Origin of the sequence: Streptomyces sp. NPDC058284 (genome assembly GCF_042881135.1) — a bacterium.
Taxonomy (GTDB): domain Bacteria; phylum Actinomycetota; class Actinomycetes; order Streptomycetales; family Streptomycetaceae; genus Streptomyces.
In genome coordinates this window covers 127,717-151,212 of sequence record NZ_JBHVYE010000004.1, presented here as the reverse complement: position 1 = coordinate 151,212, position 23,496 = coordinate 127,717, and the positions used below count along the sequence as shown (strand labels likewise).

Here is a 23,496-nt window from a genome sequence, read left to right as displayed (position 1 = left end):
CACCCCACACACCCCGGTGCCGCGCCCGCGGTGGGGGGCGTTGTGGTGGTGTTGGGTGGCCGCCCCGGGGGGGTGCGCGGGGGGGGGGGCGCGGGGGGGGGGCCGGCCCGGCACGGCGTACGGATCACCCGGCGTCGGCCCCGGTCAGGCCACGTCGAACCGGTCGAGGTCCATGACCTTGGCCCACGCCGCGACGAAATCGTGCACGAACTTCTCCTTCGCGTCGTCGCTCGCGTACACCTCGGCGAGCGCGCGCAGCTCGGAGTTGGACCCGAAGACGAGGTCCGCGCGGCTGCCGGTCCACTTGAGCTCGCCGGTGGCCGCGTCGCGGCCCTCGAAGGTGTCCTGCGCCTCGGACGTCGACTTCCACTGCGTGCCCAGGTCGAGCAGGTTCACGAAGAAGTCGTTGGTCAGGGTGCCGGGGCTCGTGGTGAGCACGCCGAGCTTGGACCCCTGGTGGTTCGCGCCCAGGACGCGCAGGCCGCCCACGAGGACGGTCATCTCCGGGGCGCTCAGGGTCAGCAGGTTGGCCCGGTCGAGCAGCAGGTACTCGGCGGACAGCCGGTTGCCCTTGCCGACGTAGTTGCGGAACCCGTCCGCGCCGGGCTCGAGCGCGGCGAACGACTCCACGTCGGTCTGCTCCTGCGAGGCGTCGACGCGGCCCGGCGTGAAGGGCACCTCGACCTCGAAGCCTGCGTCCTTGGCGGCCTGCTCGACCGCCGCGCCGCCGGCGAGCACGATCAGGTCCGCGAGCGAGACCTGCTTGCCGTCGGTGCGGGCCGAGTTGAAGGACTCCTGGATGCCCTCCAGGGTGCTCAGGACCGTCGCCAGCTCGTCGGGGTTGTTGACCTCCCAGCCGCGCTGCGGCTCCAGGCGGATGCGCGCGCCGTTGGCACCGCCGCGCTTGTCGCTGCCGCGGAAGGAGGAAGCCGCCGCCCACGCGGTGGACACCAGCTGGGACACCGACAGGTCAGAGCCGAGGATCCGCGCCTTGAGGGCGGCGACGTCCTCGGCGCCGACGCGCTCGTACGCCGCCTCGGGCAGCGGGTCCTGCCACAGCAGCGTCTCGCTCGGGACCTCGGGGCCGAGGTAGCGCACGACCGGACCCATGTCGCGGTGGGTGAGCTTGAACCAGGCTCGCGCGAAGGCGTCGGCGAACGCCTGGGGGTCCTCCTTGAAGCGGCGCGAGATCGGCTCGTAGACCGGGTCGAGCCGCAGCGAGAGGTCGGTCGTCAGCATCGTCGGGGCGTGGGTCTTCGACGCGTCGAACGCGTCGGGCACGGTGCCCGCGCCCGCGCCGTCCTTCGGCCGCCACTGGAAGGCGCCCGCGGGGCTCTTGAACAGCTCCCACTCGTAGCCGAAGAGGATCTCGAAGAAGCTGTTGTCCCACGTGGTCGGGGTGTCGGTCCAGATGCCCTCGAGCCCGCTGGTGATCGCGTCGGCACCGACGCCGGTGCCGTGCGTGCTGCGCCAGCCGAGGCCCATCTGCTCCATCGGGGCGGCCTCGGGGTCGTCGCCGACCGCGTCGGCCGGGCCCGCGCCGTGGGTCTTGCCGAAGGTGTGGCCGCCCGCGATCAGGGCGACCGTCTCCTCGTCGTTCATCGCCATCCGGCGGAACGTCTCGCGGATGTCGCGGGCCGCGGCGATCGGGTCCGGAGTGCCGTTCGGGCCCTCGGGGTTGACGTAGATGAGGCCCATCTGGACCGCGCCGAGCGGGTTCTCCAGTTCGCGGTCGCCGGTGTAGCGCTCGTCGCCGAGCCAGGTGGTCTCGGGGCCCCAGTAGACGTCCTCGTCGGGCTCCCACACGTCCTCGCGGCCGCCGCCGAAGCCGAAGGTCTCAAAGCCCATCGACTCCAGGGCCACATTGCCGGTGAGGACCAGGAGGTCGGCCCAGGACAGGCTCTGGCCGTACTTCTTCTTGACCGGCCACAGCAGCCGCCGGGCCTTGTCGAGGCTGGCGTTGTCCGGCCAGCTGTTCAGCGGGGCGAAGCGCTGCTGGCCTGCGCCTGCGCCGCCGCGCCCGTCACTGATCCGGTACGTGCCTGCGCTGTGCCAGGCCATCCGGATCATGAACGGGCCGTAGTTGCCGAAGTCGGCGGGCCACCAGTCCTGGGAGGTCGTGAGCACCTCGGCGATGTCCCGCTTCACGGCCGGGAGGTCCAGGGACTTGAAGGCCTGCGCGTAGTCGAACTCCTCGCCCAGCGGGTTGGCCACGGCGGGGTTCTTGGCGAGGATCTTCAGGTTGAGCCGCTCCGGCCACCACTGCCGGTTCCCGCCGCCCTGGGTCGGGTGTGCCGCGCGCGCGACGGGGCAACCGCTCCCTGTCTCCTCCGGCTTGGGGTCGGTGACGATCGCGTCGTGGTTCTCAGTCATGGGAATCCTTCCGGAGGGGGCGGATCGCGGTGCTCTGGAGCTGAGGGTGGTGGAACAGTCGGGGGCACAGGTCCGACCGACCGCTCGCGATGCGTGCGGCGCGCGAGCCGCGGATCCGGATGCCGGGCCCGAGGAGCCCGTCTCCTGAAGTCACGTGTAGTTCCCAGCTGTTGCCCTGTCCCTTGGCCGGCAGCCGGAACCGATCCTACGATGGACCGAATCCAAGTCAATACGGCAGACAAGTCAATACGACAGACAGGCGCGCGCACCTTCCACCGTCGGACCGAGCACAGATAGGGCTGGTGTCATGAGTGACCTGCTGCAACGCCTTCGCGGACGCGGCTGGCGGATGACCGCCCAACGCCGCGTGGTCGCCGAGGTGCTCGCCGGCGACCATGTGCACCTGACCGCCGACGAGGTGCTCGCCCAGGCCGCGCTCCTGCTGCCGGAGATCTCGCGCGCCACCGTCTACAACACCCTGGGCGAGCTCGTCACGCTCGGCGAGGTGGCCGAAGTGGCCGTCGACGGCCGTGCCAAACGCTATGACCCGAACGCTCACCGGCCCCACCAGCACCTGGTGTGCTCGGGCTGCGGCGCCATCCGGGACGTCCGTCCCGACGGCGATCCCCTGGCCGACCTGCCGCCCGCCGAGCGTTACGGCTTCACCGTCTCGGCGGCCGAGGTGACGTTCCGCGGGCGGTGCCCCGACTGCGCCGGCGGCTGACCGGTGCTCATTCCAGCCGCGAGCGTGGTGCCGTCGGAGGGGTCGATCAGGAGGAAGGAGCCCGTCCGCCGGGAGTCGGCGTAGGAGTCCAGCGCGACCGGTTCGGCGGTGCGGACCCTGACGCGGCCGATGTCGTTGGCGACGAGCCGGCCGGGGGCGGGGTGCTGGGAGAGGTCCGCCAGGGTAAGCCGCGAAGGAATCTCCTTGACGACGGCCTTGACGGTGCGGGTCGTGTGCTTGAGCAGGACGCGCTGGCCGACGGTGAGAGGAGCGTCGGCGACGTGGCAGACGGTGGCCTCGACGTCCTGGCTGCCGACGGGCACCGCACCGCTGGGCACCAGGAGGTCGCCGCGGGAGATGTCGATGTCGTCGGCGAGGAGAAGGGTGACCGACTGGGGAGCGCGGGCGACGTCGACGGCGGTGCCGAGCGCGTCGATGCCGGTGATGGTGGAGGTACGTCCGCAGGGCAGCACGGTGACGGATTCGCCGACGCGGAACGCGCCGACGGCGATCTGTCCCGCGTATCCGCGGTAGTCGGGGTGCGTCCTGCTCCGTGGGCGGATGACGTACTGCACCGGGAAGCGGGCGTGGCAGGTGGCCGGGTCGTCGCCGACCGGAACGGTCTCCAGGTGTTCCAGGACGGTGGGGCCGCGGTACCAGTCCATGTACGCGGAAGGGTCGACCACGTTGTCGCCGGCGAGGGCGGAGACGGGGATGGCGGTGACGTCGGGGATGCCGAGTTCCGTGGCGTAGGTGGTGAACTCGTCGGTGATGGCGGCGAAGACGGGTTCGGCGTAGTCGACCAGGTCCATCTTGTTCACCGCGAGGACCACGTGCGGGACGCGCAGGAGGGCGGCGACGGCGGCGTGGCGGCGGGTCTGCTCGACCACGCCCTTGCGCGCGTCGACCAGGATGACGGTCAGTTCCGCGGTGGAGGCACCGGTGACCATGTTGCGCGTGTACTGCACGTGCCCTGGCGTGTCGGCGAGGATGAACCGGCGCCGGGTGGTGGCGAAGTAGCGGTAGGCGACGTCGATGGTGATGCCCTGCTCCCGCTCGGCCCGCAGGCCGTCGGTCAGGAGTGCCAGGTCGGGCCCGGCGTCGCCGCGACTGCGCGAAGCCCGCTCGACGGCCTCCAGCTGATCGGTCAGGATCGACTTGGAGTCGTGCAGCAGCCGCCCCACCAAGGTCGACTTGCCGTCGTCGACGGAACCGGCCGTGGCCAGCCGGAGTGTCCCGGTGGCGGCGGCAGCGGCGCCGACGCCCGTGGGGTTGCTGCTGCGGATGCTGGTGGTGGTGCTGGTGCTGGTGGTCATGTCTAGAAGTACCCCTCGCGCTTGCGGTCTTCCATCGCGGCCTCGGACAGCTTGTCGTCGGCGCGGGTCGCGCCCCGTTCGGTCAGCCGGGACGCGGCGATCTCCGCGATGACCTGCTCCAGGCTCGTCGCGTCGGAGTCGACGGCGCCGGTGCAGGACATGTCGCCCACCGTGCGGTAGCGCACCAGGCGCTTCTCGACCGGCTCGTCGGCGCGCGGCCCGCCCCACTCCCCGGCGGTCAGCCACATCCCCGAGCGCCGGAACACCTCCCGCTCATGGGCGAAGTAGATGCTCGGCAGCTCGATGTCCTCGCGGGCGATGTACTGCCAGACGTCCAGCTCGGTCCAGTTGGAGAGCGGGAAGACGCGGACGTGCTCGCCGGGCGCGTGCCGGCCGTTGTAGAGCTGCCAGAGCTCGGGGCGCTGGCGGCGCGGGTCCCACTGCGAGAACTCGTCCCGCAGCGAGAACACCCGCTCCTTGGCCCGCGCCTTCTCCTCGTCGCGCCGCCCGCCGCCGAACACGGCGTCGAACCGCTCACTCTGGATCTTCTCCGTCAACGGCACGGTCTGCAACGGGTTGCGGGTGCCGTCGGGGCGCTCGCGCAGCTTGCCCGCGTCGATGTACTCCTGCACGGAGGCCACGTGCAGCCGCAGCACGTACCGCTCCACGACCCGGTCGCGGTAGTCGATCGCCTCGGAGAAGTTGTGCCCGGTGTCCACGTGAAGGAGCGCGAACGGCACGGCCGCGGGGGCGAACGCCTTCAGCGCCAGGTGCAGCATGACGATCGAGTCCTTGCCGCCGGAGAAGAGGATCACCGGGTTCTCGAACTCGCCCGCGACCTCGCGGAAGATGTGCACCGACTCGGATTCCAGAGCGTCCAAGTGGCTCAGCGCGTAAGGCTTCTCGGGCACCTGCGGCGGCGAAGACACGCTGGTCGTCATGCCAGATCCCTCTCGATGAGCAGCGCGTACAGCACGGCTGCGGACTCCTGCACGGTCTGGTCCTGCGACGCGATCCGCAGGTCCGGCGACTCGGGCTCCTCGTACGGGTCGTCGACACCGGTGAGCCCGGATATCCCGCCCGCCGCCTGCTGGGCGTACAGGCCCTTCACATCGCGTACGGAGCACACCTCGACCGGCGTCGCGACATGCACCTCCACATAGGCGGTGCCCTCGCGGCGGTGCCGTACGCGCACCGCCTCCCGGCTGTCGGCGTACGGCGCGATCACCGGTACGAGGACGGTCACTCCGTGCGAGGCGAGCAGTTCGGCGACGAAGCCGACGCGCTGTACATGGGTGTCCCGGTCCGCGCGGGAGAAGCCGAGGCCCGCCGAGAGGAACGTACGGGTCTCGTCCCCGTCGAGCACCTCGACGCGGCGGCCCTCGCCCCGCAGGCGCTCCGCCAGCGCGTACGCGATCGTGGTCTTCCCTGCGCTCGGCAGACCTGTCAGCCAGACTGTCGCGCCGGCATCGGTGATGGGCATGCGGCTACCAGCCGATCGAGCGGTAGAAGGCGGCGTACCGCCGGAACACGTCGTCCCCGACGGGCGGCCACGACAGTCCTGCCCCGGCCGCCAGCCGCTCGGCCCGTTCCCTGCCCACCGCGGCCGGGTCCTGCCGGAACAGATCGGCCAGGCTCTCCTTCACCAGCAGTCCGCCGTCACCGGTGTCGGCGTCGGCACCGGTGGGCGGGGGGAGCAGGGCGAGGGCGCGTACCAGGTCGCGGTCGTCCGGCGCCGCCGCCGACCGGCGCCGCACCTCCTCCCAGAACACCGGGTACGGCACCTGGGTGAGGCCGAACGTCTCCTGGAAGACGGCCATCAGCGCGTCGAAGCCCACGGCGTGCGGCTGCACCTCATGCAGCCACCCGCGCTCGCCCGTGCGGACGGCGGCGACCACGATCTCGCTGACGCGGTCCACCGGCGTGTAGTCGGTGACGATGGGGCTCGAGAACCACATCCCTGTCCGCAGGCAGGCCTTGACCAGGAGGTCGTGCAGGCCCCAGCGGCTCGGTACGCCCGTCACGGAGTGCGGGGTGACCTCGCCGAAGCGGTGGACGGTGACGGGCAGTCCGCGCGTGGCGGCCTCGGCGAGCAGCCGTTCGGCCACCCACTTCGACTGGCTGTAGCCGTCGCCGGGCACCGCATCGCCCGGCACGGGGCCCTCGGGGATGAATCCGGTGCCGTCCCCCTCGGGGGGAAACACTCCGAGGGTCGAGATGAAGTGCAGGTGCTTGTCGCGGTGGGCCGTGGCGAAGCGGAGGATCTCCAGGGTGCCGTGGACGTTGGCACCCCGGTGGGCGTGGTAGCCGCGGGCGAGGTTGATCATCGCGCCGTTGTGGATGACGGTGTCGGCGCGCTCGGCCAGCTCGGTGAACTCCCCCTCGCCGAGGCCGAGTCGGGGCAGCCGCAGGTCTCCTGGCAGCCCCTTGATCCGCTCCGCGTGGGTCTCGTCCCAGAGGCGGTACTCCCGCAGGTTCGCGACGATCCGCTGCCGGGCGCTCTCGGCGTCGTCCGCCCGTACCAGGCAGTACACGTCGGCCTGTGTGTGCACCAGCAGGTCGTGCAGCAGTTGACCGCCCACGAAGCCGGTGGCGCCGGTCAGCAGCACCTCGCGCGGCGGCGCGGAGGTGGCGGCGGCGGACAGGGGCATGATGTCGCTCGGCAACACGGCGTCGGCGTCGAGCAGTTCCTTGAGCTCGCGGGCCGCTGCGTCGACGGCGCCCTTGTCCGGGGACGGATCGGGGTCGTCACGTCCGGTCAGGAGAGCGGCCTGCTGGTCCACTGTCGGGCGCTCGTACACGTCACGTACCGACACGCGGGTGCCGAACCTCTCGCTCAGGGCGACGGCGAGGCGCTGGGCGCCGAGCGAGTCGCCTCCCAGGTCGAAGAAGTCGGCGCCCGGGCCGACCCGGCCGACCGGCAGGAAGCCCAGCCAGATGGTGCGGACGGCGGCCTCCACGGAGTCCGGCCCTTGGTCCGTGACGTCCGTGACGTCCCGGCCGCTCCGCTCCGGCGCTTCCTGCTGGTCCGGTCCGGCGTCGGGCCGGTGCGCGGCGAGCTGTTTGAGCGCCTTGCGGTCGGCCTTGCCGTTGGGGGTCAGCGGCATGGCATCCAGGACGACGAAGCGGCGTGGCGTCAGGGCGGGCGGCAGGCTCGCGGCGGCGTGCTCCTTGAGCCCGGCGGGCCCGAGTCCGGCGGAGCGTACGGTCACGAAGGCGACCAGCGCCCGGCTTCCGCCCTCTTCGTGCACGACCACTTTGGCTTCCCGCACCTGCGGATGGCGCAGCAGCCCCGCTTCGACCTCCGAAAGCTCGATCCGTACGCCGCCGATCTTGACCTGGTGGTCGAGGCGTCCGACGAACTGGAGGAGTCCGTCGGGACGCTGGTAGCCGAGGTCACCGGTGCGGTAGAGCCGGTCGCCGGGGATGCCGGGGAAGGGGTTGGGCACGAACACGGACGCGGTCTTCGCGGGGTCCTTCACATAGCCGAGGCCGAGACACTCTCCCCCGATCCAGATTTCGCCGGTCTCGCCGGTCTCCACCGGCTCCGCGCGATCGTTCACGATCACCGCGTACGTGTTGTCGATGGGGCGGCCGATCGGCATGGGGTCACGGTCGGCGTCGCCCACGGTGTGGAAGACGCTGCCGATGGATGCCTCTGTCGGGCCGTAGGTGTTGATGAGGTCGACGTCCGGCAGATAGGACCTGAAGGTGTGGATCGCGTCCGCCGTCATCTCCTCGCCGCCGATGAGGAGCCGCCGCAGGGAGCCAAGGCGCTCGATCAGCCGCGGCTCCGCGGTGAGCAGCTCCACCAGCGTGTTGAAGATCGAGGGCACGAAGTCGGTGGTGGTGACGGCGTGCCGGTGGATGACGTCCACGGTCGCCGCCAGGTCGAGGATGCCCGAGCGCTCGGGTATGACCACCCGGCTCCCCGTGGTGAGGGGCCACAGCAACTGCCAGAGCGAGGAGTCGAACTGGTGGCGGCTGTTCTGCAGCACCACCTCGTCCGAGCGGCCGCTGAGCCGGCGGCTCATGTAGGCGAAGCGGTTGAGGAGGCCCCGGTGGACGTTGAGCGTGCACTTGGGCAGCCCGGTGGAGCCGGAGGTGTAGAAGCCGTAGACGATGTCGTCCAGGGTGGCCGGGGGCGCGGCCGGCGGCTCGGTGCCGTGTGCCGGGACGGTGGGCAGGACCGGGAGTGCGGGGATGCCGGGCGGGAGTTTCCTGCCGCCCTCGGAGCAGAGCACGACCTTGGCGTCGAGCGTCCCGATCATCCGGGCGAGGCGGTCGGTGGGACCGGAGTCGTCGACGGGGACGAACGGCGCCGCGAGCTTCATCGCCGCGATCATCGCGAGCGGCAGCTCCACTCCCCCGTCGACGACGAGCGGGACGAAGTCGCCGCGGCCGACGCCGTGTTCGCTCATCCGCCGGGCGAGCGCGTTGGCCCGCTCGTCGAGCTCGCGGTAGGAGAGCGTGAGCGAACCGTGGGTGACAGCGGGCGCCTGCGGTGTCCCGGCCGCCCTGGCCTCGAAGAGCTGCAGGACGGTGCGGTCTCCCGGATCGTCGGCGGATCGCTCCGCAACGCCGCCGCTCGACCGGACTCGATACCGCTCTGACATACCGGAAGCCCCCTTGACGGGCCGCTTCGTGGGCGGCCTACTGTGCCCTGAGTGTTCGGACCGAACCCGAAGTCCCGAACCGGGAATGCGAATCTTGATTCCCCGAATATCCCGGAACAAGGTAAGGCCGCCGCCAACAGCCGCGATACCGTTTGGCGCTTACCGCGTTCGTAAGCACCGTAATTACAGAGGTGGCTCCTTCAGCGACCCGGCCGTCACCGGTGGAACGAACGTTGACGCGGCGAGAACGGGGATACTAATGTCACGGCTCGGTCCGTTCTGGAATTGAGTATCCACTATGCCGACGCACGGCCACGGGGGTAATACGCAGATGGATTTGAAACAACTCAAAGGCCTGCGTGTGGGTCTGCTCACATCCGGCGGGCTCTCCGCCACCGCCGTCGCCGCCTGGCTGGCGGAGAACGGCGTCGACGTGACCTGCTATGTCGCCGACATCGGCCAGCAGGCGCCGCTGCCCGCGGAGGAGCTGGCCGCGTGCCTCTCCCGCTTCGGCCTGAAGTCCCGGGCCGTTGACCTCCGTGCCGAGATGGCCGGCACCGCGCTCGATCTCGTCACGTACCAGGCGACGTACGAGGGTGGCTACTGGAACACCACGGGCGCCTCACGCGCGGTCCTGGTCGGCGGGCTCGGCCCCGTCCTGCGCGCCGACGGGTGCGACGTCCTCGCCCACGGATGCGTGGGCGGCGGCAACGACCAGTCCAGGTTCGCCCGTTACGCGGCGCGCTTCACTCCCGACCTCACGGTGTTCACGCCGTGGACGCGGGCGTGGATGCTGGAGCGGTTCCCGACCCGCACGCACATGAGCACCTACCTGGCCGGCCTCGGCTACCCCGAGGAGCTCACCGACTGGGCGGCGTACTCGGTCGACGGCAGCCTCGCCGGCTTCTCCCACGAGAGCGACGCGCTGGAGTCGCTGACGACCGCGCCCGCTTCGGTGAAACCGCTGATGACGGTGTGGCCGCAGGACGCGGCCGCCGAGCCCGAGACGTTCACGGTCCGCTTCGAGGGCGGGCGCCCCGTGGCGATGGACGGGACGGCGGTCACCCCGCTGGACGCGATGCTGCGGGCCAACGAACTCGGCGGCCGGCACGGGATATCGCTGCGCGCCGTGGTCGAGAACCGCGTGAACGGAACCAAGTGCCGCGGCGTGTACGAGGCGCCCGGCCTCGACGTGCTCGGGCCCTGCCTCGACGCGCTGTACCAGGCCTGCCTCGACAAGCCCTCGACCGCCCTGCTGCGCAGGCTGTCCGCCACGCTCGGCACCGCCGTCTACGAGGGACGCTTCCACGACGCGACGGGACGGGCGGCGGCGAGCGGCGTCGACCACCTCGCGGCCGGCGTGAGCGGAACGGTCGAAGCGACGCTGTACCGGGGCAACGTCCAGGTCCAACGGCTGCTCGACCTCGCGGACGCGCCCGGAACGGCACGCCAGACGCGCTTCACGCACGGCGGCCACCACTGGATCACGCAGGCGGGGCAGGGCGCCGCCGGCTGAGCCGCCCGTACAGCCACCCGCGAAGGGAGGGGGCAGGGAGTCGATCTCCCTGCCCCCTCCCTTCGGTGCTTCTGGCCGGCCCCTACTGGGACCAGGCCGTCGGCGTCCGGTCCCAGCGGTGCCGGCGCAGCTCGGCGTACAGCTCCGGCGACAGCGGCTCCGCCCCGCTCACCCCGAGGTTGGCCGCGACGTGCCGGACACTGCGCATGCCCGGGATCACGGTGCTCACGGCCGGATGCTGGAGGATGAACCGGAGCGCGAGCTCGGGCATCGTCATGTCCGCGGGCACCACCTCCTTGAGGCGGTCCGCGTGGTCGACGCTCGCGTGCAGGTTCTCCGGTACGAAGTACGAGCTGCGCCAGTCGTCCTCGGGCCAGGTCGTCTCGTGCGTGAGAGTGCCGGTCAGGGTGCCCTCGTCGAAGGGCACCCGGGCGATGACGGCGATGTCCCGCTCCTGGCAGGCGGTGAACAACTCGTCTTCCGGGGCCTGGTCGAAGATGTTGTAGATCACCTGGACCGCGTCGATGAGCCCGGTGTCGAGCGTCTTCAGGACGTTGGTCGGCTCCCAGCGGTTGACGCTGATGCCCACCCCCTTGACGACTCCCTCGTCCTTCAGCCTGCGGATGGGGTCCTGCCAGCGCGGATCGTCGGCCCAGCCGTCCTCCCACACATGGAACTGGAGCAGGTCGATCGATTCCGTGCCCAGCCCTTCGAGGCTCTTGCGGGTGTATTCGAGGATGTGGTCCTCGGGAAATACATCGGCGAGCCTGGAGTCCCGCGTGGACGGAAAGTTGCGGTCCTTCGGTGGGATCTTCGTGGCGACGTAGAGCCGCTTTTCCTGGTGCCTCTTCAGCAGCCGGCCGAGCAATTCCTCACTGTGGCCACGACCGTAGATCCACGCCGTGTCGAAGAAATTGCAGCCGAGCCGGATGCTCTCGTCGAGCGCCTCCTGGCCGGTCGCGTCATCGGCGCCCGACCAGCCGCCTTCACCCCCGGCTATTCCCCACATTCCATAGCCGACTTCGCTGACCTGATACCCGAGCCTGCCGAAGCGTCGGTACTCCACTGTTCAACCTCGTTTCCGCTTGTCACTGATTCGCTGCCGCGTCCACGTCACTTCGTCTCGCGCACGATGGCCTCCAGGGCCCGCACCATCGACTCTCCGATCCTGGGCGCGAGAGTCGCGGACGCCTCCGCGTGGTCCACCCGGATGTTCACCTCGTAGGACATCCGCTGCGGAAGCCGGTTGACCTCGACGAGTACCGGGAAGTTCGTGCGGTCGGCGAAGCTCCACCGGTCGGCGCTGATACCGCGCAGGGTGTCGACTTGGTCGAAGACGTGGAAGTCCGTGTAGTTGAACATCGCCTCGAAGGGGGCGTGTCCCAGGTCCTTCTGTATCCGGGCCAACGGGTAGGTGCGGTGGGCCAGATGGTCGCGCTCCGCGTCGAAGGCCGCCTGTACCAGCTCCGACCAGGTGTCGTGCTCCACCTGTACGCGCACCGGCAGCACGTTGAGGAACACACCGAGTACCAGGTCCGCCCCCTCCGACTCCGGTCGCCCGTTCCCGCACAGGCCGCTCACCACGTCCTCGGTGCCGCAGACTTCGCCCATCGCCCACAGGTGGGCGGCCAGGAAGACGCTCTTGACCGGCACTCCCAGTACGGCCGAGGCCCGTTGCACCCCCACGGCCAGCGCGTCGGGCAACTCCTGTACCAGCACCGCCGCTTCAGGGTCGTCGGCGCCGGAGGCCGCCGGGAGCACGAGCGGCTCCATGCCCTTCAGCAGCTGCGTCCAGTACGTGCGCGACGCGGCGTCCCGGGCGGCGCTCTGCTCGGCCGCCACGAAGTCCCGGTAGCGGACCCGCGGCATCGGTTCGAGCCCCGGCCCCTCGTGCCCCAGACGCCGCTCGTACTCGACCAGTACCTCGGTAGCGAGCCGCGCGAAGCTCCAGCCGTCAAGGAGGACGTGGTGCACGGACAGGGAGAGGTGGAAGGAGCCCGGGGAGAGGACGCCGACGTGGACGCGGAGCAGCGGGGCCTTCGTCTCGTCGAAGGAGGTCGCCGATTCCCGCTGCCACCAGTCGTCCAGGGCCCTGCGCTGCTCCTCCTCGGTGAGGCCGCTCAGGTCCTGTGTCTCCAGGGGGACGGTCGCCGTGCCGTGCACCAGTTGCAGGGGCTCGCGGTACTCGGCGAGTTCGAAGGAGGTGCGGAGCATCTCGTGGCGGTCGACGAGCGCGGCCACCGCGTCCCGCAGGGCTTCTTCGCGCCACGGGCCGCGCACCCGTACGCTGGTCAGATCGTGGTAGAGCCGCGGATCGTCGCTCAGCTCACAGTGGTACAGGATGCCCAACTGGAGCGAGGACAGTGGGTAGGCGGCCTCCACGCCCGCGGGCACGAACGCGGGGTCGAGGTCGGCCAGCGTCGTCGTGAGCGCGGCGCCCTCCGGCGGCTCCTGAGCGGTCGGTGCGTCACAAGCGCCCACGGCCTCACGGGCCAGCTCACCGAGCGTGGGGTGCAGGAAGACGTCCTCCACGCTGATCTCCAGGCCTGCCGCGCGTGCCTCGGCGACCAGCCGGATCGCCGTGATCGAATCCCCGCCGAGGCTGAAGAAGTTGTCGTCCGCCGCGATGCGGTCGCGCCCCAGCACCTGGGACCACACCGCACGCAGCTGTTCGAGGCCCGGCTCCCGTCCGGCCGTCACCCCCGGCGTGCCCGAGTTCGTCATGTCCTCGCCCCTCCCCTTACGTCCTGACCGCGCAGGACCGCATCCGGCCGTACGACCGCCTCTGAAACCACCGCTGTCCAGCGGTCGAGCAAGTTCTCCACGGTGCCACGCGCGAAGAGGTCGGTGCTGTATTCGACGGTAGTCACCATCTCCCCCGCCACCTCCTCGATCTCCAGCGTGAGATCGAACTTCGCGGTGCCGTTGTGCAGCGGCACCGGTGTGGCCCGCACTCCCGGGATCCTGGCCTCGGGGCGCCGCGGCCCCTGATAGGCGAGGGCCGCCTGCACGAGCGGGGGCACGGAGAGCACCCGTTCGGTGACGAGTTCGCGCACCAGCCGGTCGAAGGGGACGTCCTCGTGCTCGATGGCGTCGAGCACCTGCCCGTGGGCGAGGCGCAGCGCGTCGCGGAAGGAGCGGGCGCCGCGGAAGTCGAGCCGCAGGACGACCGTGTTCACGAAGAAGCCGATGACGTCCTCGAAGTCGGGCCCCGGCCGGCCCGCCGCGGGCGAGCCGATCAACAGGTCGTCCTGCCCGCCGAGTTCGCTCAAGGCGGCGCCGAGCGCGGTCAGGACCACGCAGTACGGGGTAGTCCCCTCCTCCCGTGCGAGCCTGGTGACCGCGGCGAGGAGACCGTCCGGGGTGTTCCGCGAGAGGCGGTGTCCGCCGAAGCTCATGGCCTTGGGCCGTGGGTGGTCCGTGGGCAGCCGCAGGACTGTCGGCGCTCCGCGCAGCCGTTCCACGACGTCCTTGACGACGGTGTCGGTCGCGAAGGTGTCGCCCGGGTCGTGCTGGAGGGCGATGAAGTCGCGGTATCCGGTGGCGGGTTCGTGCCACGGCGGTGTCTGGCCCACGCGGCGCGCAGCGTAGGCGGTTGCGAGGTCCCGGTCGAGAACGTCGCTGCTCACCCCGTCGGAGACGATGTGGTGGGTGACCACGGCAAGCAGGTGGTCATCGGGCGCCACCTTGAAGAGCGCGGTGCGCAGCAACGGGGCGCTCGCCAGGTCGAACGGCTGTCGCGCCAGCTCCTCGGCCCGTGCCAGCGCGGCCTCCGCGCCGTGCCGCTCCGCGCTCAGGTCGATGACCGCCAGCGGCACCATCACGTCCCGCGCGATCTCGGCGGTCAGCCGGCCATCCCGGAAGTGGAAGGAGGTGCGCAGCCGCTCGTGCCGTTCGACGACGTCCCCGAGCGCGAGCCGGAGCGCGGTGACATCGAGGTCGCCGTGCAGCCGCAGCGCGCTGGGCACGTTGTACGCGACGCCTGCCGCCTGCCTCAACTGGCCGAGGAACCAGAGGCGTTGCTCCCCCGGCGAGACCGCGTCCAAGGGGGCGGTGGTCCTGCGTACCGGGGGCGCCGCGGGCGGGCCGCCGCGGACCAGTGCGGCGACACCCTGGACCGTGCCGGCCGCCAGGAACTCCCGAGCGGCCACGCGCGTCCCGTACTCCCGCTCCATGCGGCCGAGCACCCGGGCCATGTGCAGGGAGTCGCCGCCGAGGCCGAGGAAGTCGTCGGTCCGCCCCACCCGGGGGACGCCGAGCACCTCGCTCCACAGGGCCGCCAGCCGTTCCTCGTCCGCTCCGACGGGGTGTACGTAGGGGCCCTGGCGGACTTCCGTTTCGGGCAGGGGCAGGGCCTTGCGGTCCAGCTTTCCCTGGGCGGTGACCGGCAGGGCGGGCAGCGGGACGTACGCCGAGGGGATCGCGTAGTCGGGCAGGGAGCGCGCGGCCAGCGCGCGCAGCCGCTGCGGATCGGCGTCCCCGACGATGTAGGCGACCAGCCGAGCGGGACCGGTCCCGGTGACCACGGGCACCACGGCGCACTCCCGTACGGCCGGGTCCTGGGCGAGTGCCGCCTCCGCCTCGGCGGGCTCGACGCGGTGGCCGCGGATCTTCACCTGGTGGTCGTCGCGGCCGAGGAACTCGATCGCGCCGTCCGCGTCCCGGCGTGCCAGGTCGCCGGTGCGGTAGAGGCGGCCGCCCGGGTGCGCGGCGAACGGGTCCGGTACGAAGCGCAGTGCGGTGAGGGCGGGCCGGCCCGGGTAGCCGCGGGCCACCGCGAGGCCGCCGATGTACAGCTCGCCGGTCTCACCGGGGCGGCAGGGCGTCATCGCCGCGTCCAGGACGTGTGCCTGGGTGCCGTCGAGCGCGGTGCCAATCGGCAGGGTGCTGCCGGCCGGGAGCCGGACGTCGGCCGGGTAGACGGCGGCGGTGGCCGTGATCGTGGTCTCGGTCAGGCCATAGGCGTTGATCACCGGTACGGCGCTGTGCCTGCGCCAGGCGGCCAGGCCGCGGGTGTGCGTGGTGTCGCTGCCGACGACGAGGAGGCGCAGCTCCGGCGGCAGGGCGCGTGGGCTCTGTTCGAGGTCGGCGCACCACTGTGCCCAGTACGGCGTGGGGAGGTTGGCGACGGTCACCCGGTGCGTGCGGAGGAAGTCCTCCAGGGCGGCGGGTGGCAGCGCGGTGTCGTCGAGGACGACGAGGGAGCCGCCTGCGGCCAGGGTCGGGAAGACCTCCTCGCCGAGCACGTCGAACCCGGGGTTGGTGAACTGGAGCACGCGGTCCGTACGGGACAGTCCGAAGAGCGCCCGTACGGCCTGCGCGTGGTTGGCGAGGGACCGGTGCTCGACGGCCACGGGCTTGGGGCGGCCGGTGGAACCGGAGGTGTGGATGAGGTAGGCGAGGCGGCGCGGGTCGCCGTACGCGTCGCCGTCGGCGGCGTCGGCACCGTCCGTCCCGGCGCGCACGTCGACCACGGGCAGGGCACCGGCGACGGCCTCGGATTCGGCGTACGGCACGCGCCTGCCGTCGGTGAGCAGCAGTCGCGCTCCCGCGGACCGCAGCAGGTACCGGGTGCGGTCCGCCGGCAGGCCGGGATCGAGCGGCAGGTAGGCGACGCCCGCCTTGGCGGTGGCGAGGAGCGCCGTGATGAGTTCCGGACCGCGCGGCATCCGGACGGCGACCACCGGCTCCCCGGCGGGCCCCCCGTCCACGCCGTCGACTCCGTCCGCGTCGTCCATGCCGTCCGCGCCGTCCGCGCCGTCGGCGCACCGCGCGCGCAGCAGCCGTGCCAACGCGTCGGCGCGCTCGTTCAGTTGCCGGTAGCTCACCGAGACGGCGCCCCGGACCACGGCCACGGCGTCCGGCGCGGCGGCGGCCTGAGCCTCGAAGAGCTGGTGGACCAGCGGTTGCGCGTACGTCACTGGGTGTGCTCGCTCCGTCGTCCGTCCGGCCGTCGTGCTCCGTCGGCCGCGCACCGCTCGACCACTTCGCGCACCCGGCCGAAGACCTGCGGTGCCTGGTCGTCGTGCAGGTAGAAGTGGGCGCCGGGAAAGGACAGGTGCCGGAACTCCCCGGTGGTGTACTCCCGCCATTCCTGGACGGCCCCGGCCGTGGCGAAGGCGTCGTCGACGCCCGACATGACGGTGACGGGGGCGCCGATCCGTGTCCTGGCGCGCGGCCGGTAGCTCTCGCCGATCGCCAGGTCCGCGCGCATCACCGACAGGATCAGAGGCAGCAGCTCCGGGTCGGCGAGCACCTCCTCCTTGCTGCCGCCAAGATCACGCATCGCGGCGACCAGTGCGTCGTCGGAGACATCGGAGCGCATCCCCGTGGTGCGGGAGGGCACGGAGGGGGCCGGAGCGCCCGAGACGATCAGGTGCGCGGGCCGGATGCCGTACGTCCGCTCCAGCTCCACCGCCACCTCGAACGCCACCAGGGCGCCCATGCTGTGGCCGAAGAGGATCAGCGGCAGGTCCGTGAACGCCTGGAGCCGGGCGGCTATGTCGTGCGCCAGGGGCTCGCACCGGGTGTGTGCCGGTTCCCTGAACCGTCCGGCGCGGCCCGGGTACTGCACCGCGTGCAGCTCCATGTCCGGGCCCGCCCACAGCGACCACTGCCGGTAGGCACCGGCCGCGCCCCCGGCGTGCGGGAAGGCGATCAGCCGGGCACGGGCCTCCGGCAGCCTGTCGCCCAGGAGCCACCGGTCCACAGTGGCCTCCGTGGTCATCGGGGCAGCGCCGGGGAGCGGTCGGCCGCCTCGGCCGCCATGTCCCGGCGCAGGCTCAGCGGCCGCAGATCGGTCCACACCTCGGCGATGTGCTCCAGGCAGCGCTTCTCCGGCCCGCTGACGCCCATGTCGCGCCAGCCCGCGGGTACTTCGCGGCCCAGCGGCCAGATGGAGAACTGCTCCTCGTCGTTGGCGACCACGCGGTACTGGGGCTCGTTCTCGCGCGCCTCGGCCTCGGGCTGTACGGATGCGGCCATGGACGTCTCCTCGGTTCTCGGTCGTCGTCTGCTCGTGTGCTGGTCTGCTGCTTCGGTGTGCTCAAGTGGTCCGGCGTCACGCGAGGACCGGGTCCGCCCTCCCGGGCCGTGCGGCTCTCAGGGCGATCCGGGCGGTGCGGTAAGCAGCTCCAGGTCGGCCCGGCCCGACAGCCGCAGCCGGCCGGCCTCGCGGAACAGCCCGGCCGATGCCCCCATGCGGACGGCCTCCGTGCGGGCGAGGCGGTAGTGGCGCTGCACCGGCAGCTCCGCGGTCAGGCCGCGCACCCCGCAGACATGCACGGCGCTCGCCGTGACCTCGGCCGCCGTCTCGGCGGCCAGCGCCAGCGCGTCCACCGCGGCGCGCCCGGCGGGCCGGTCCTCGTCGGCGAGCTCGCCCGCCCGGAGCACGGCCAGGCGGACCGTCTCCAACCGGGTCGCCGCTCGCGCCAACGCGAAGGAGACGCCCTGGAAGTCGTGGAGTACGGAGCCGAACTGCTCGCGGCGCAGGGTGTGCGCGCGTGCCGCGGCGTGTGCTCCCTCGGCCAGGCCGAGCAGGTACGCGGCCTGCCGGATGCGGGCACGGGCCGTCAGTTCCGCCCACTGCGCCGGTGAAGGACGGCCCAGTGCGCAGTCGTGCGGGACGAACACGTCGACGCGAGCGCCGAGGCCGTCGGTGGGAAGCAGGGCCGGAACAAGGCCGTCCGCGGTCTTCAGGAACAGCAGCCGGTGGGTGGTGTCCGGCTCGTTCGCGCCGTCGGTCGCGCTGAGTGAAACGGTCCAGCCCCCGTCGGCCGGGTGCGCCGCAAGCGGTTCCGCGGCCCCGAACGAGCCCGCTTCCACGGTGAGTTCACCCGAGCTCAAGCCGTGCAGTACGGTCTCGTGCGCGCCGTCGGCCACACAGAGTCCGACCACGTCGGCAGTGAGCGCCGTCGCCCGGTACGGTCCGCTCAGGGCGGCGCGTCCGAGTTCCTCGCACACCACCAGGGAGCCGGGCAGGCCGAGCCCGAGTCCGCCCGCGTCCGCGGGCACTTCGAATCCGGGCGCGCCGATCTCGACCAGCGCGGGCCAGCCCGGGCAGGACGTGCCGTCCACCGCCGGGGCGCCGTGGACGGCGTCCGCGCCGAGCTTGAGGGCCGCCGTGACCGAGGCGAAGCGGGAGCGCAGTGCCTGCCGGAGATGGCGGGTCAGGGTGTCCTCGGCGGCTTCCGACGCCGCGCCGGTGCCGCCGCTCTCCCCCGCGGCGACGATCTGGAGCATCATCTCGGAGGTCCCGGCCGAGAAGGTCAGGCCGGGCGCCTCCCGGTACGCGGCCTCCAGGGTCGACGCCGCCGCGGCCGGCCGGGAGGAGGGCGGGAGCGTGCTCGCCCATTCCGCCACCGACCCGGCCACTTCGCTGGTGACGTACTTGGCCACGGCCGCGCAGGTGGTGTCGGCCTCGTCGAGTCCGCGCCCGAGCTGCCCGAGTACCCACCAGGTGTGCAGCCGCGCGGCCTCGACCTCGGCACCGAAGCGCCCGCAGCGCTCCATTTCCTCCGGTTCGAGGCCGCCCGCCGTCACGGCCGCGTACCAGGACTCGGCCTTGAGGGAGTAGTCGAGGCCGGTGCGTTCCACGGCCAGTGCCTGGGTGAGCAGCTGCCAGCCCTGGCCGACCCCGCCGACGACGTCGGCGGCCGGGACGCGTACCTCGTCGAGCACCACCCGGTGGAACTGTTCGTCGGCGATCCCCGCGATGGTCTCGCGGCGCACCCCCGGGGCGTCCATGGCCACCATGAAGAGGGTGATGCCCTGGTAGCGCCCGTCGGGGGCACCGGTCCGCGCGGCGCACAGCGCGATATCGGTGACGTCGCTCTTGAGGTTGTACGCCTTCACGCCGCTGAGCAGGAAGTCGTCGCCGTCCCGTACCGCCGTGGTCCGCAGCCCCGCGAGGTCGGAACCGGCCTCCGGCTCCGTGTACAGCACGCTCGCGAAGCTCCGGCCCTCGCCGACGGCGGGCAGGTAGCGCGCCTTGAGCCGCTCGGACCCCGCGTGCAGCAGGAACATCCCGACGATCTGCACGGTGTTGACGTGCAGCGTGTCGGGGACACCGGCCCGCGCGAGTTCCTCGGCGACGATCGAGGCCTCCGCCAGCGTCGCGTCCCGGCCGCCGTACTCCCGCGGCCAGTTGGCGGCCAGCAGACGGCGCCGGCCGAGCGCCCGGTACAGCGGGCGGACGTCCGGTTCCCGGCCGGTGTCCGCCGCGAGCCGCTCCAACTCGGCCCGGACGTCGTCGGCGCCGAGCTCTTCGCGTACGCGGCCGCGGAACGCTTCCTGGTCCGCGGTGAAGCCGAAGTGCATGATGCTGGTCTCTTCTCGATCGTACGGTCCGTGACGCCCGGTCAGCCCTGCTCGTGCGCGACGCCCGCCGCATCGGTGATGTCCGCGGTGCCCGCTTCCATGAGGCGGGTCGCGTCCGCGTCGGACATCCCCTCGATCAGGGCGAGCAGGTCGTCGCTGCCGCTGCTCCGGTCGCGCAGCCGGTCGACGGTCTCCGCGAGATGGGCCACCGTGGGAGAGCGGAAGAACTCCGCGAGGCCGACCCGCACCTGGAAGCGCTCGGACAGCAGCGACATCAGCTGGGCAGCCTGCAGGCTGTTGCCCCCGATGGCGAAGAAGTCGTCGTGCACCCCTACCCGGTCCCGGCGCAGAGTCCGGGCGAAGATCTCCTCGGCGATGACCCGCTCGGTCTCCGTGCGGGGCAGTGTGCCGCCGTTCTCACGCACGGCGGAGCGGTCCGGGTCCGGGTCCGGCAGCGCCCGCTGGTCGACCTTGCCGCTGACGGTGAGCGGGAGCGTCTCCAGCGCGACGAAGAAGGACGGCACCATGTACCCGGGCAGCCGGTCGGCGGCGTGGGCCCGCAGCCGCGCCGGTTCGACCGTCTCGCCCGAGGACGCGGTGTAGGCCACCAGGTGCCGCTCACCCTGCGGGTCCGCCCAGGGCACCACGGCCACCTGGCTGACGCCGGGGCAGGACGCCAACGCCGCTTCGACGTCGCCCAGTTCGATCCGCAGGCCGCGGATCTTGACCTGCTGGTCCTTGCGCCCGACGAAGACGAGACTGCCGTCACGGAGCCTGCGCACCAGGTCACCGGTGTGGTAGAGACGGCCGTCCGCGGTGCTGTCGAAGGGGTCGGCGATCACCTTCTCGCGGGTGAGTCCGGGCTCCCCGAGGTATCCGCGCGTCAACCCCTCGCCGCCCACGAGCAGTTCGCCGACCACACCGTAGGGCACCGGCTCCAGGTGCTCGTCCACGACGTGCGCGACGTGGTTGGCGATGGGCAGCCCGATGGGCGGGGACGCGTCCCAGTGCCCGGGGCACTCGTGGACGACCATGGTGACCGTGCATTCCGTCGGGCCGTACCCGTTGAAGAAGCGGTGTCCTTCGCGGTTCCAGCGGTTCACCAGCTCCCCGGGGAAGGCCTCGCCCCCGACGAAGACGATGCGCAGATCGGGCAGCCGGTCGGGGTCGAGGAGGGCCAGGACCGCGGGCGGCAGGTCGACGACGGAGACGCGCTCCTTCTCCAGCAGCTCCTGCAGCCTGCCGACGTCGAGGCGCACCTCGTCCGCGACCAGGTGCAGTTGCGCGCCGGTGAGAAGCGCGTTGAACATCTCGCCGACGGAGACGTCGAAGTTGGCCGACGCGTAGCCCAGCACGCGGTCGTCGGGGGTGATCTCGAAGAGGTCCCGCATGGCCGCGACGAATCCGATGACCGAGTGGTGCTCGATGAGCACACCCTTGGGGCGGCCGGTCGTGCCGGAGGTGTAGAGGACATACGCGACGTCCCCGGGAGCCACCGCGAAAGCCGGGTCGTCGTCGGCCTCGCCGGACACGGCGTCCGCCAGTTCTTCCAGTACGAGCACGTCGTGGCCGCCGGGCAGGCTCCGGGCGCACTCCTCGTGGGCGAGGACGGCGACCGGCGCGGCATCGTCGAGGATGGACGCCATGCGGGCCTGCGGATAGCCGGGGTCGACCGGCACGTACGCGGCGCCGGACTTGAGCACCGCGAGGACACCCGCGATCAGGTCGGGCGTACGGCGCAGACACAGCGCGACCCGCTCACCGGGCGCCGCGCCGCGGGCCCGCAAAACCCGGGCCAGCCGGTTCGCCCGCCGGTTGAGCTCGGCGTAGGTGAGCCGCTCGGCGTCGGCGACCAGGGCGACGGCGTGCGGCGTCGCCCGTACCCGCTCCTCGAACAGCGCGGGGACGGAGAGGTCGGGGACGGCGAGGGCGGGCCCGTTCCACCGGGTCACCATCTCCTTGCGGGCCGCCGGGGTGAGGAGCGGGGTCCTCGGGACCGTCAGCTCCGGGTCCGCGAGGACCGCGGTGAGGGCCTGCTCGTAGTGGTCGAGGAAGCCCTCGACGGTCTCGTGGTCGAAGAGGTCGGTGTTGAACTCCGCCTCCACGACGCTGCCTTCGGGGCGCTCGGTGACGTTCCAGCTCAGGTCGAAGCGGGAGGTGCCCGCGTCGAGGTACTCCTGGCGGACGTCGAGCCCGGGCAGGCCAAGGCCGTTGTCGACCGTGTTGTGGAAGGCGAACACGACCTGGAACAGCGGGGAACGCGAAGGGTCCCGGCGGGGCCGCGCCACTTCCACGATCTTCTCGAAGGGCAGTTCCCCGTGCGCGAAGGCCTCGCGCGCCAGCTCTCCGACGCGTCCCACGAGCTCACGGAAGGTCGGGGCGCCCGAGAGGTCGGCGCGCAGCGGGAGCATATTGACGAAGAAGCCGATCAGCCGCTCGACCTCGACCTGGTCACGGTTGGCCGTGGGCGTACCGATGACGATGTCGTCCTGACCGCTGTAGCGGTGCAGGAGCAGGAGGAAGGCGGAGAGATGGACGACGTACGGTGTCACGCCGCAGGAGCGGGCGAGCCGTGCCACCGAGCCCGTCAGTTCCGGAGCCAGGACCTGGCGCAGATAGGTGCCGTCGTACGTCGTCTCCGTCGGCCGGGTCCGGTCGGTGGGCAGCTCAAGGGTGGGGGCGCCGGTGAATCGTTCCCGCCAGTAGGCGGCCAGCTGTTCGTAGGTGTCCCCGGTCAGACGGCGCCGCTGCCACTCGGCGTAGTCGCCGTACTGGACGGGCAGAGGGGCCAGTGCATCGGAATCCGCATCCGCATCCGCATGGGCACCCGCATCCGCCGCTCGTGGTGCCGTCTCGGCCGCATAGGCGGCCGAGAGTTCGTCCACGAACACCCCGGCCGACCAGCCGTCGAAGACGACATGGTGGACGACGAACACGAAGAGGTGGTCCTCGTCCCCCAGAAGCGCCAATCCAGCGCGCCACAGCGGCGCTCGGGTGAGGTCGAAGGGGGTGCGCCCCAGCTCGGCGGCGAAGTCCCGGCCCGCCGCGGCGGCGCCCTGCGGCGCCGAGGAGAGGTCACGGACGGCGAGCGGGACGGTGACCCGGTGATCGTCCGCGGGCAGTACCCGCTGCACGAGGCCGGAGTGCGCGTCCACCAGGGAGGTCCGCAGCGTCTCGTGGCGGGTGACGACGGTCCGCAGCGCCCGGCCCAGGGCGGGTACGTCGAGTGCGCCACGGATGCGGAAGCTTGCGGCGACGTTGTACGTGGCCCTGCCGGGCGCGAGCCGGTCGATGAACCAGAGGGTTTCCTGCGCGTGGGACAGGGGCGCGGGCTCCTGTGTGTTCCTGGGCGCCAGTTCCTGGCCGCGCCGGCCCTCGGCTCCCGAGCGTAGCTGCGCGAGGAACTCCGCCCGGCGACTCTCGGGCAGCTTGGCCAGTCTCTTGACCAGCTCGCTCATGGCAGCTCTCCATTTCGGCCGGACTTCGGGTACCGATTCGAAACGATAAAGAAAGTCCCAGGGACTGTCCTCACCACCGGCGCTTGATCGGGGTAAGCGTGACGCTTACCCGACTGTGGCTCAGCGATGAACTTCTGCGTAAAGCCTTTCAGTATTCCGCGGGACGGTCTCTGGA

The 23,496-nt window shown here is 71.7% G+C and carries 14 protein-coding genes; 2 read left to right on the top strand and 12 right to left on the bottom strand.

Annotated features, from left to right (window positions below; translation table 11 throughout):
• Positions 1 to 144: 144 nt before the first annotated feature.
• Positions 145 to 2,373 (bottom strand): catalase/peroxidase HPI, encoded by a 2,229-nt coding sequence (katG, locus tag ACFVYR_RS08310; RefSeq protein ID WP_384253113.1) that lies wholly within the window; start codon positions 2,371 to 2,373, stop codon positions 145 to 147.
• Positions 2,374 to 2,680: 307 nt separating this feature from the next.
• Between katG and ACFVYR_RS08305 the strand changes: the two genes are divergently transcribed.
• Positions 2,681 to 3,097, top strand: a complete 417-nt coding sequence (locus tag ACFVYR_RS08305; RefSeq protein ID WP_384253115.1) for a Fur family transcriptional regulator — start codon at positions 2,681 to 2,683, stop codon at positions 3,095 to 3,097.
• Here ACFVYR_RS08305 and ACFVYR_RS08300 read toward each other — a convergent pair.
• From ACFVYR_RS08300 to ACFVYR_RS08285, 4 genes are read right to left on the bottom strand one after another with little or no spacing between them, the layout of a single operon-like run.
• Complete coding sequence (locus ACFVYR_RS08300; protein WP_384253118.1) at positions 3,028 to 4,413, bottom strand: sulfate adenylyltransferase subunit 1; 1,386 nt, start codon at positions 4,411 to 4,413, stop codon at positions 3,028 to 3,030. The genes ACFVYR_RS08305 and ACFVYR_RS08300 overlap by 70 nt on opposite strands.
• Before the next feature lie 2 nt (positions 4,414 to 4,415).
• Positions 4,416 to 5,354: a sulfate adenylyltransferase subunit CysD gene (gene cysD / locus ACFVYR_RS08295; RefSeq protein WP_384253121.1), complete on the bottom strand. Its 939-nt coding sequence runs from the start codon at positions 5,352 to 5,354 to the stop codon at positions 4,416 to 4,418.
• A complete protein-coding gene (cysC, locus tag ACFVYR_RS08290; RefSeq protein ID WP_384253124.1) occupies positions 5,351 to 5,896 on the bottom strand; it encodes an adenylyl-sulfate kinase in 546 nt (181 codons plus the stop codon). The genes cysD and cysC overlap by 4 nt, the downstream gene beginning before the upstream one ends.
• Positions 5,897 to 5,900: 4 nt before the next feature.
• Entirely contained in the window at positions 5,901 to 9,029 is a 3,129-nt protein-coding gene (locus ACFVYR_RS08285; protein WP_384253126.1) for an amino acid adenylation domain-containing protein, read from the bottom strand.
• Between the two features lie 361 nt (positions 9,030 to 9,390).
• Between ACFVYR_RS08285 and ACFVYR_RS08280 the strand changes: the two genes are divergently transcribed.
• Positions 9,391 to 10,545: an argininosuccinate synthase domain-containing protein gene (locus tag ACFVYR_RS08280; RefSeq protein ID WP_384253128.1), complete on the top strand. Its 1,155-nt coding sequence runs from the start codon at positions 9,391 to 9,393 to the stop codon at positions 10,543 to 10,545.
• Between the two features lie 82 nt (positions 10,546 to 10,627).
• On the opposite strand, the gene ACFVYR_RS08275 is transcribed toward ACFVYR_RS08280, so the two are convergent.
• From ACFVYR_RS08275 to ACFVYR_RS08245, 7 genes are all read right to left on the bottom strand, one after another.
• A complete protein-coding gene (locus ACFVYR_RS08275) occupies positions 10,628 to 11,611 on the bottom strand; it encodes an aldo/keto reductase (protein ID WP_384253131.1) in 984 nt (327 codons plus the stop codon).
• Between the two features lie 47 nt (positions 11,612 to 11,658).
• Entirely contained in the window at positions 11,659 to 13,269 is a 1,611-nt protein-coding gene (locus ACFVYR_RS08270) for a condensation domain-containing protein (RefSeq protein ID WP_384253134.1), read from the bottom strand.
• Complete coding sequence (locus ACFVYR_RS08265) at positions 13,266 to 16,466, bottom strand: amino acid adenylation domain-containing protein (protein WP_384253137.1); 3,201 nt, start codon at positions 16,464 to 16,466, stop codon at positions 13,266 to 13,268. The genes ACFVYR_RS08270 and ACFVYR_RS08265 overlap by 4 nt, the downstream gene beginning before the upstream one ends.
• A complete protein-coding gene (locus ACFVYR_RS08260; RefSeq protein WP_384253140.1) occupies positions 16,463 to 17,254 on the bottom strand; it encodes a thioesterase II family protein in 792 nt (263 codons plus the stop codon). Before ACFVYR_RS08260 ends, ACFVYR_RS08265 begins: the two co-directional genes overlap by 4 nt.
• 14 nt (positions 17,255 to 17,268) lie before the next feature.
• Positions 17,269 to 17,529: an MbtH family protein gene (locus tag ACFVYR_RS08255; RefSeq protein WP_384253142.1), complete on the bottom strand. Its 261-nt coding sequence runs from the start codon at positions 17,527 to 17,529 to the stop codon at positions 17,269 to 17,271.
• 117 nt (positions 17,530 to 17,646) lie between these two features.
• Positions 17,647 to 19,863: an acyl-CoA dehydrogenase family protein gene (locus ACFVYR_RS08250; RefSeq protein ID WP_384253145.1), complete on the bottom strand. Its 2,217-nt coding sequence runs from the start codon at positions 19,861 to 19,863 to the stop codon at positions 17,647 to 17,649.
• Positions 19,864 to 19,904: 41 nt separating this feature from the next.
• Positions 19,905 to 23,321 carry an amino acid adenylation domain-containing protein gene (locus tag ACFVYR_RS08245; protein WP_384253148.1) on the bottom strand — a complete coding sequence of 1,139 codons (3,417 nt, stop codon included), beginning with the start codon at positions 23,319 to 23,321 and terminating at the stop codon, positions 19,905 to 19,907.
• Between the last annotated feature and the right edge of the window lie 175 nt (positions 23,322 to 23,496).

Excerpts from the sequence above, each read along its gene's own strand:
- katG (WP_384253113.1), bottom strand. The coding sequence starts at position 2,373 with ATGACTGAGAACCACGACGCGATCGTCACCGACCCCAAGCCGGAGGAG.
- ACFVYR_RS08305 (WP_384253115.1), top strand. The coding sequence starts at position 2,681 with ATGAGTGACCTGCTGCAACGCCTTCGCGGACGCGGCTGGCGGATGACC.
- ACFVYR_RS08300 (WP_384253118.1), bottom strand. The coding sequence starts at position 4,413 with ATGACCACCAGCACCAGCACCACCACCAGCATCCGCAGCAGCAACCCC.
- cysD (WP_384253121.1), bottom strand. The coding sequence starts at position 5,354 with ATGACGACCAGCGTGTCTTCGCCGCCGCAGGTGCCCGAGAAGCCTTAC.
- cysC (WP_384253124.1), bottom strand. The coding sequence starts at position 5,896 with ATGCCCATCACCGATGCCGGCGCGACAGTCTGGCTGACAGGTCTGCCG.
- ACFVYR_RS08285 (WP_384253126.1), bottom strand. The coding sequence starts at position 9,029 with ATGTCAGAGCGGTATCGAGTCCGGTCGAGCGGCGGCGTTGCGGAGCGA.
- ACFVYR_RS08270 (WP_384253134.1), bottom strand. The coding sequence starts at position 13,269 with ATGACGAACTCGGGCACGCCGGGGGTGACGGCCGGACGGGAGCCGGGC.
- ACFVYR_RS08255 (WP_384253142.1), bottom strand. The coding sequence starts at position 17,529 with ATGGCCGCATCCGTACAGCCCGAGGCCGAGGCGCGCGAGAACGAGCCC.
- ACFVYR_RS08250 (WP_384253145.1), bottom strand. The coding sequence starts at position 19,863 with ATGCACTTCGGCTTCACCGCGGACCAGGAAGCGTTCCGCGGCCGCGTA.
- ACFVYR_RS08245 (WP_384253148.1), bottom strand. The coding sequence starts at position 23,321 with ATGAGCGAGCTGGTCAAGAGACTGGCCAAGCTGCCCGAGAGTCGCCGG.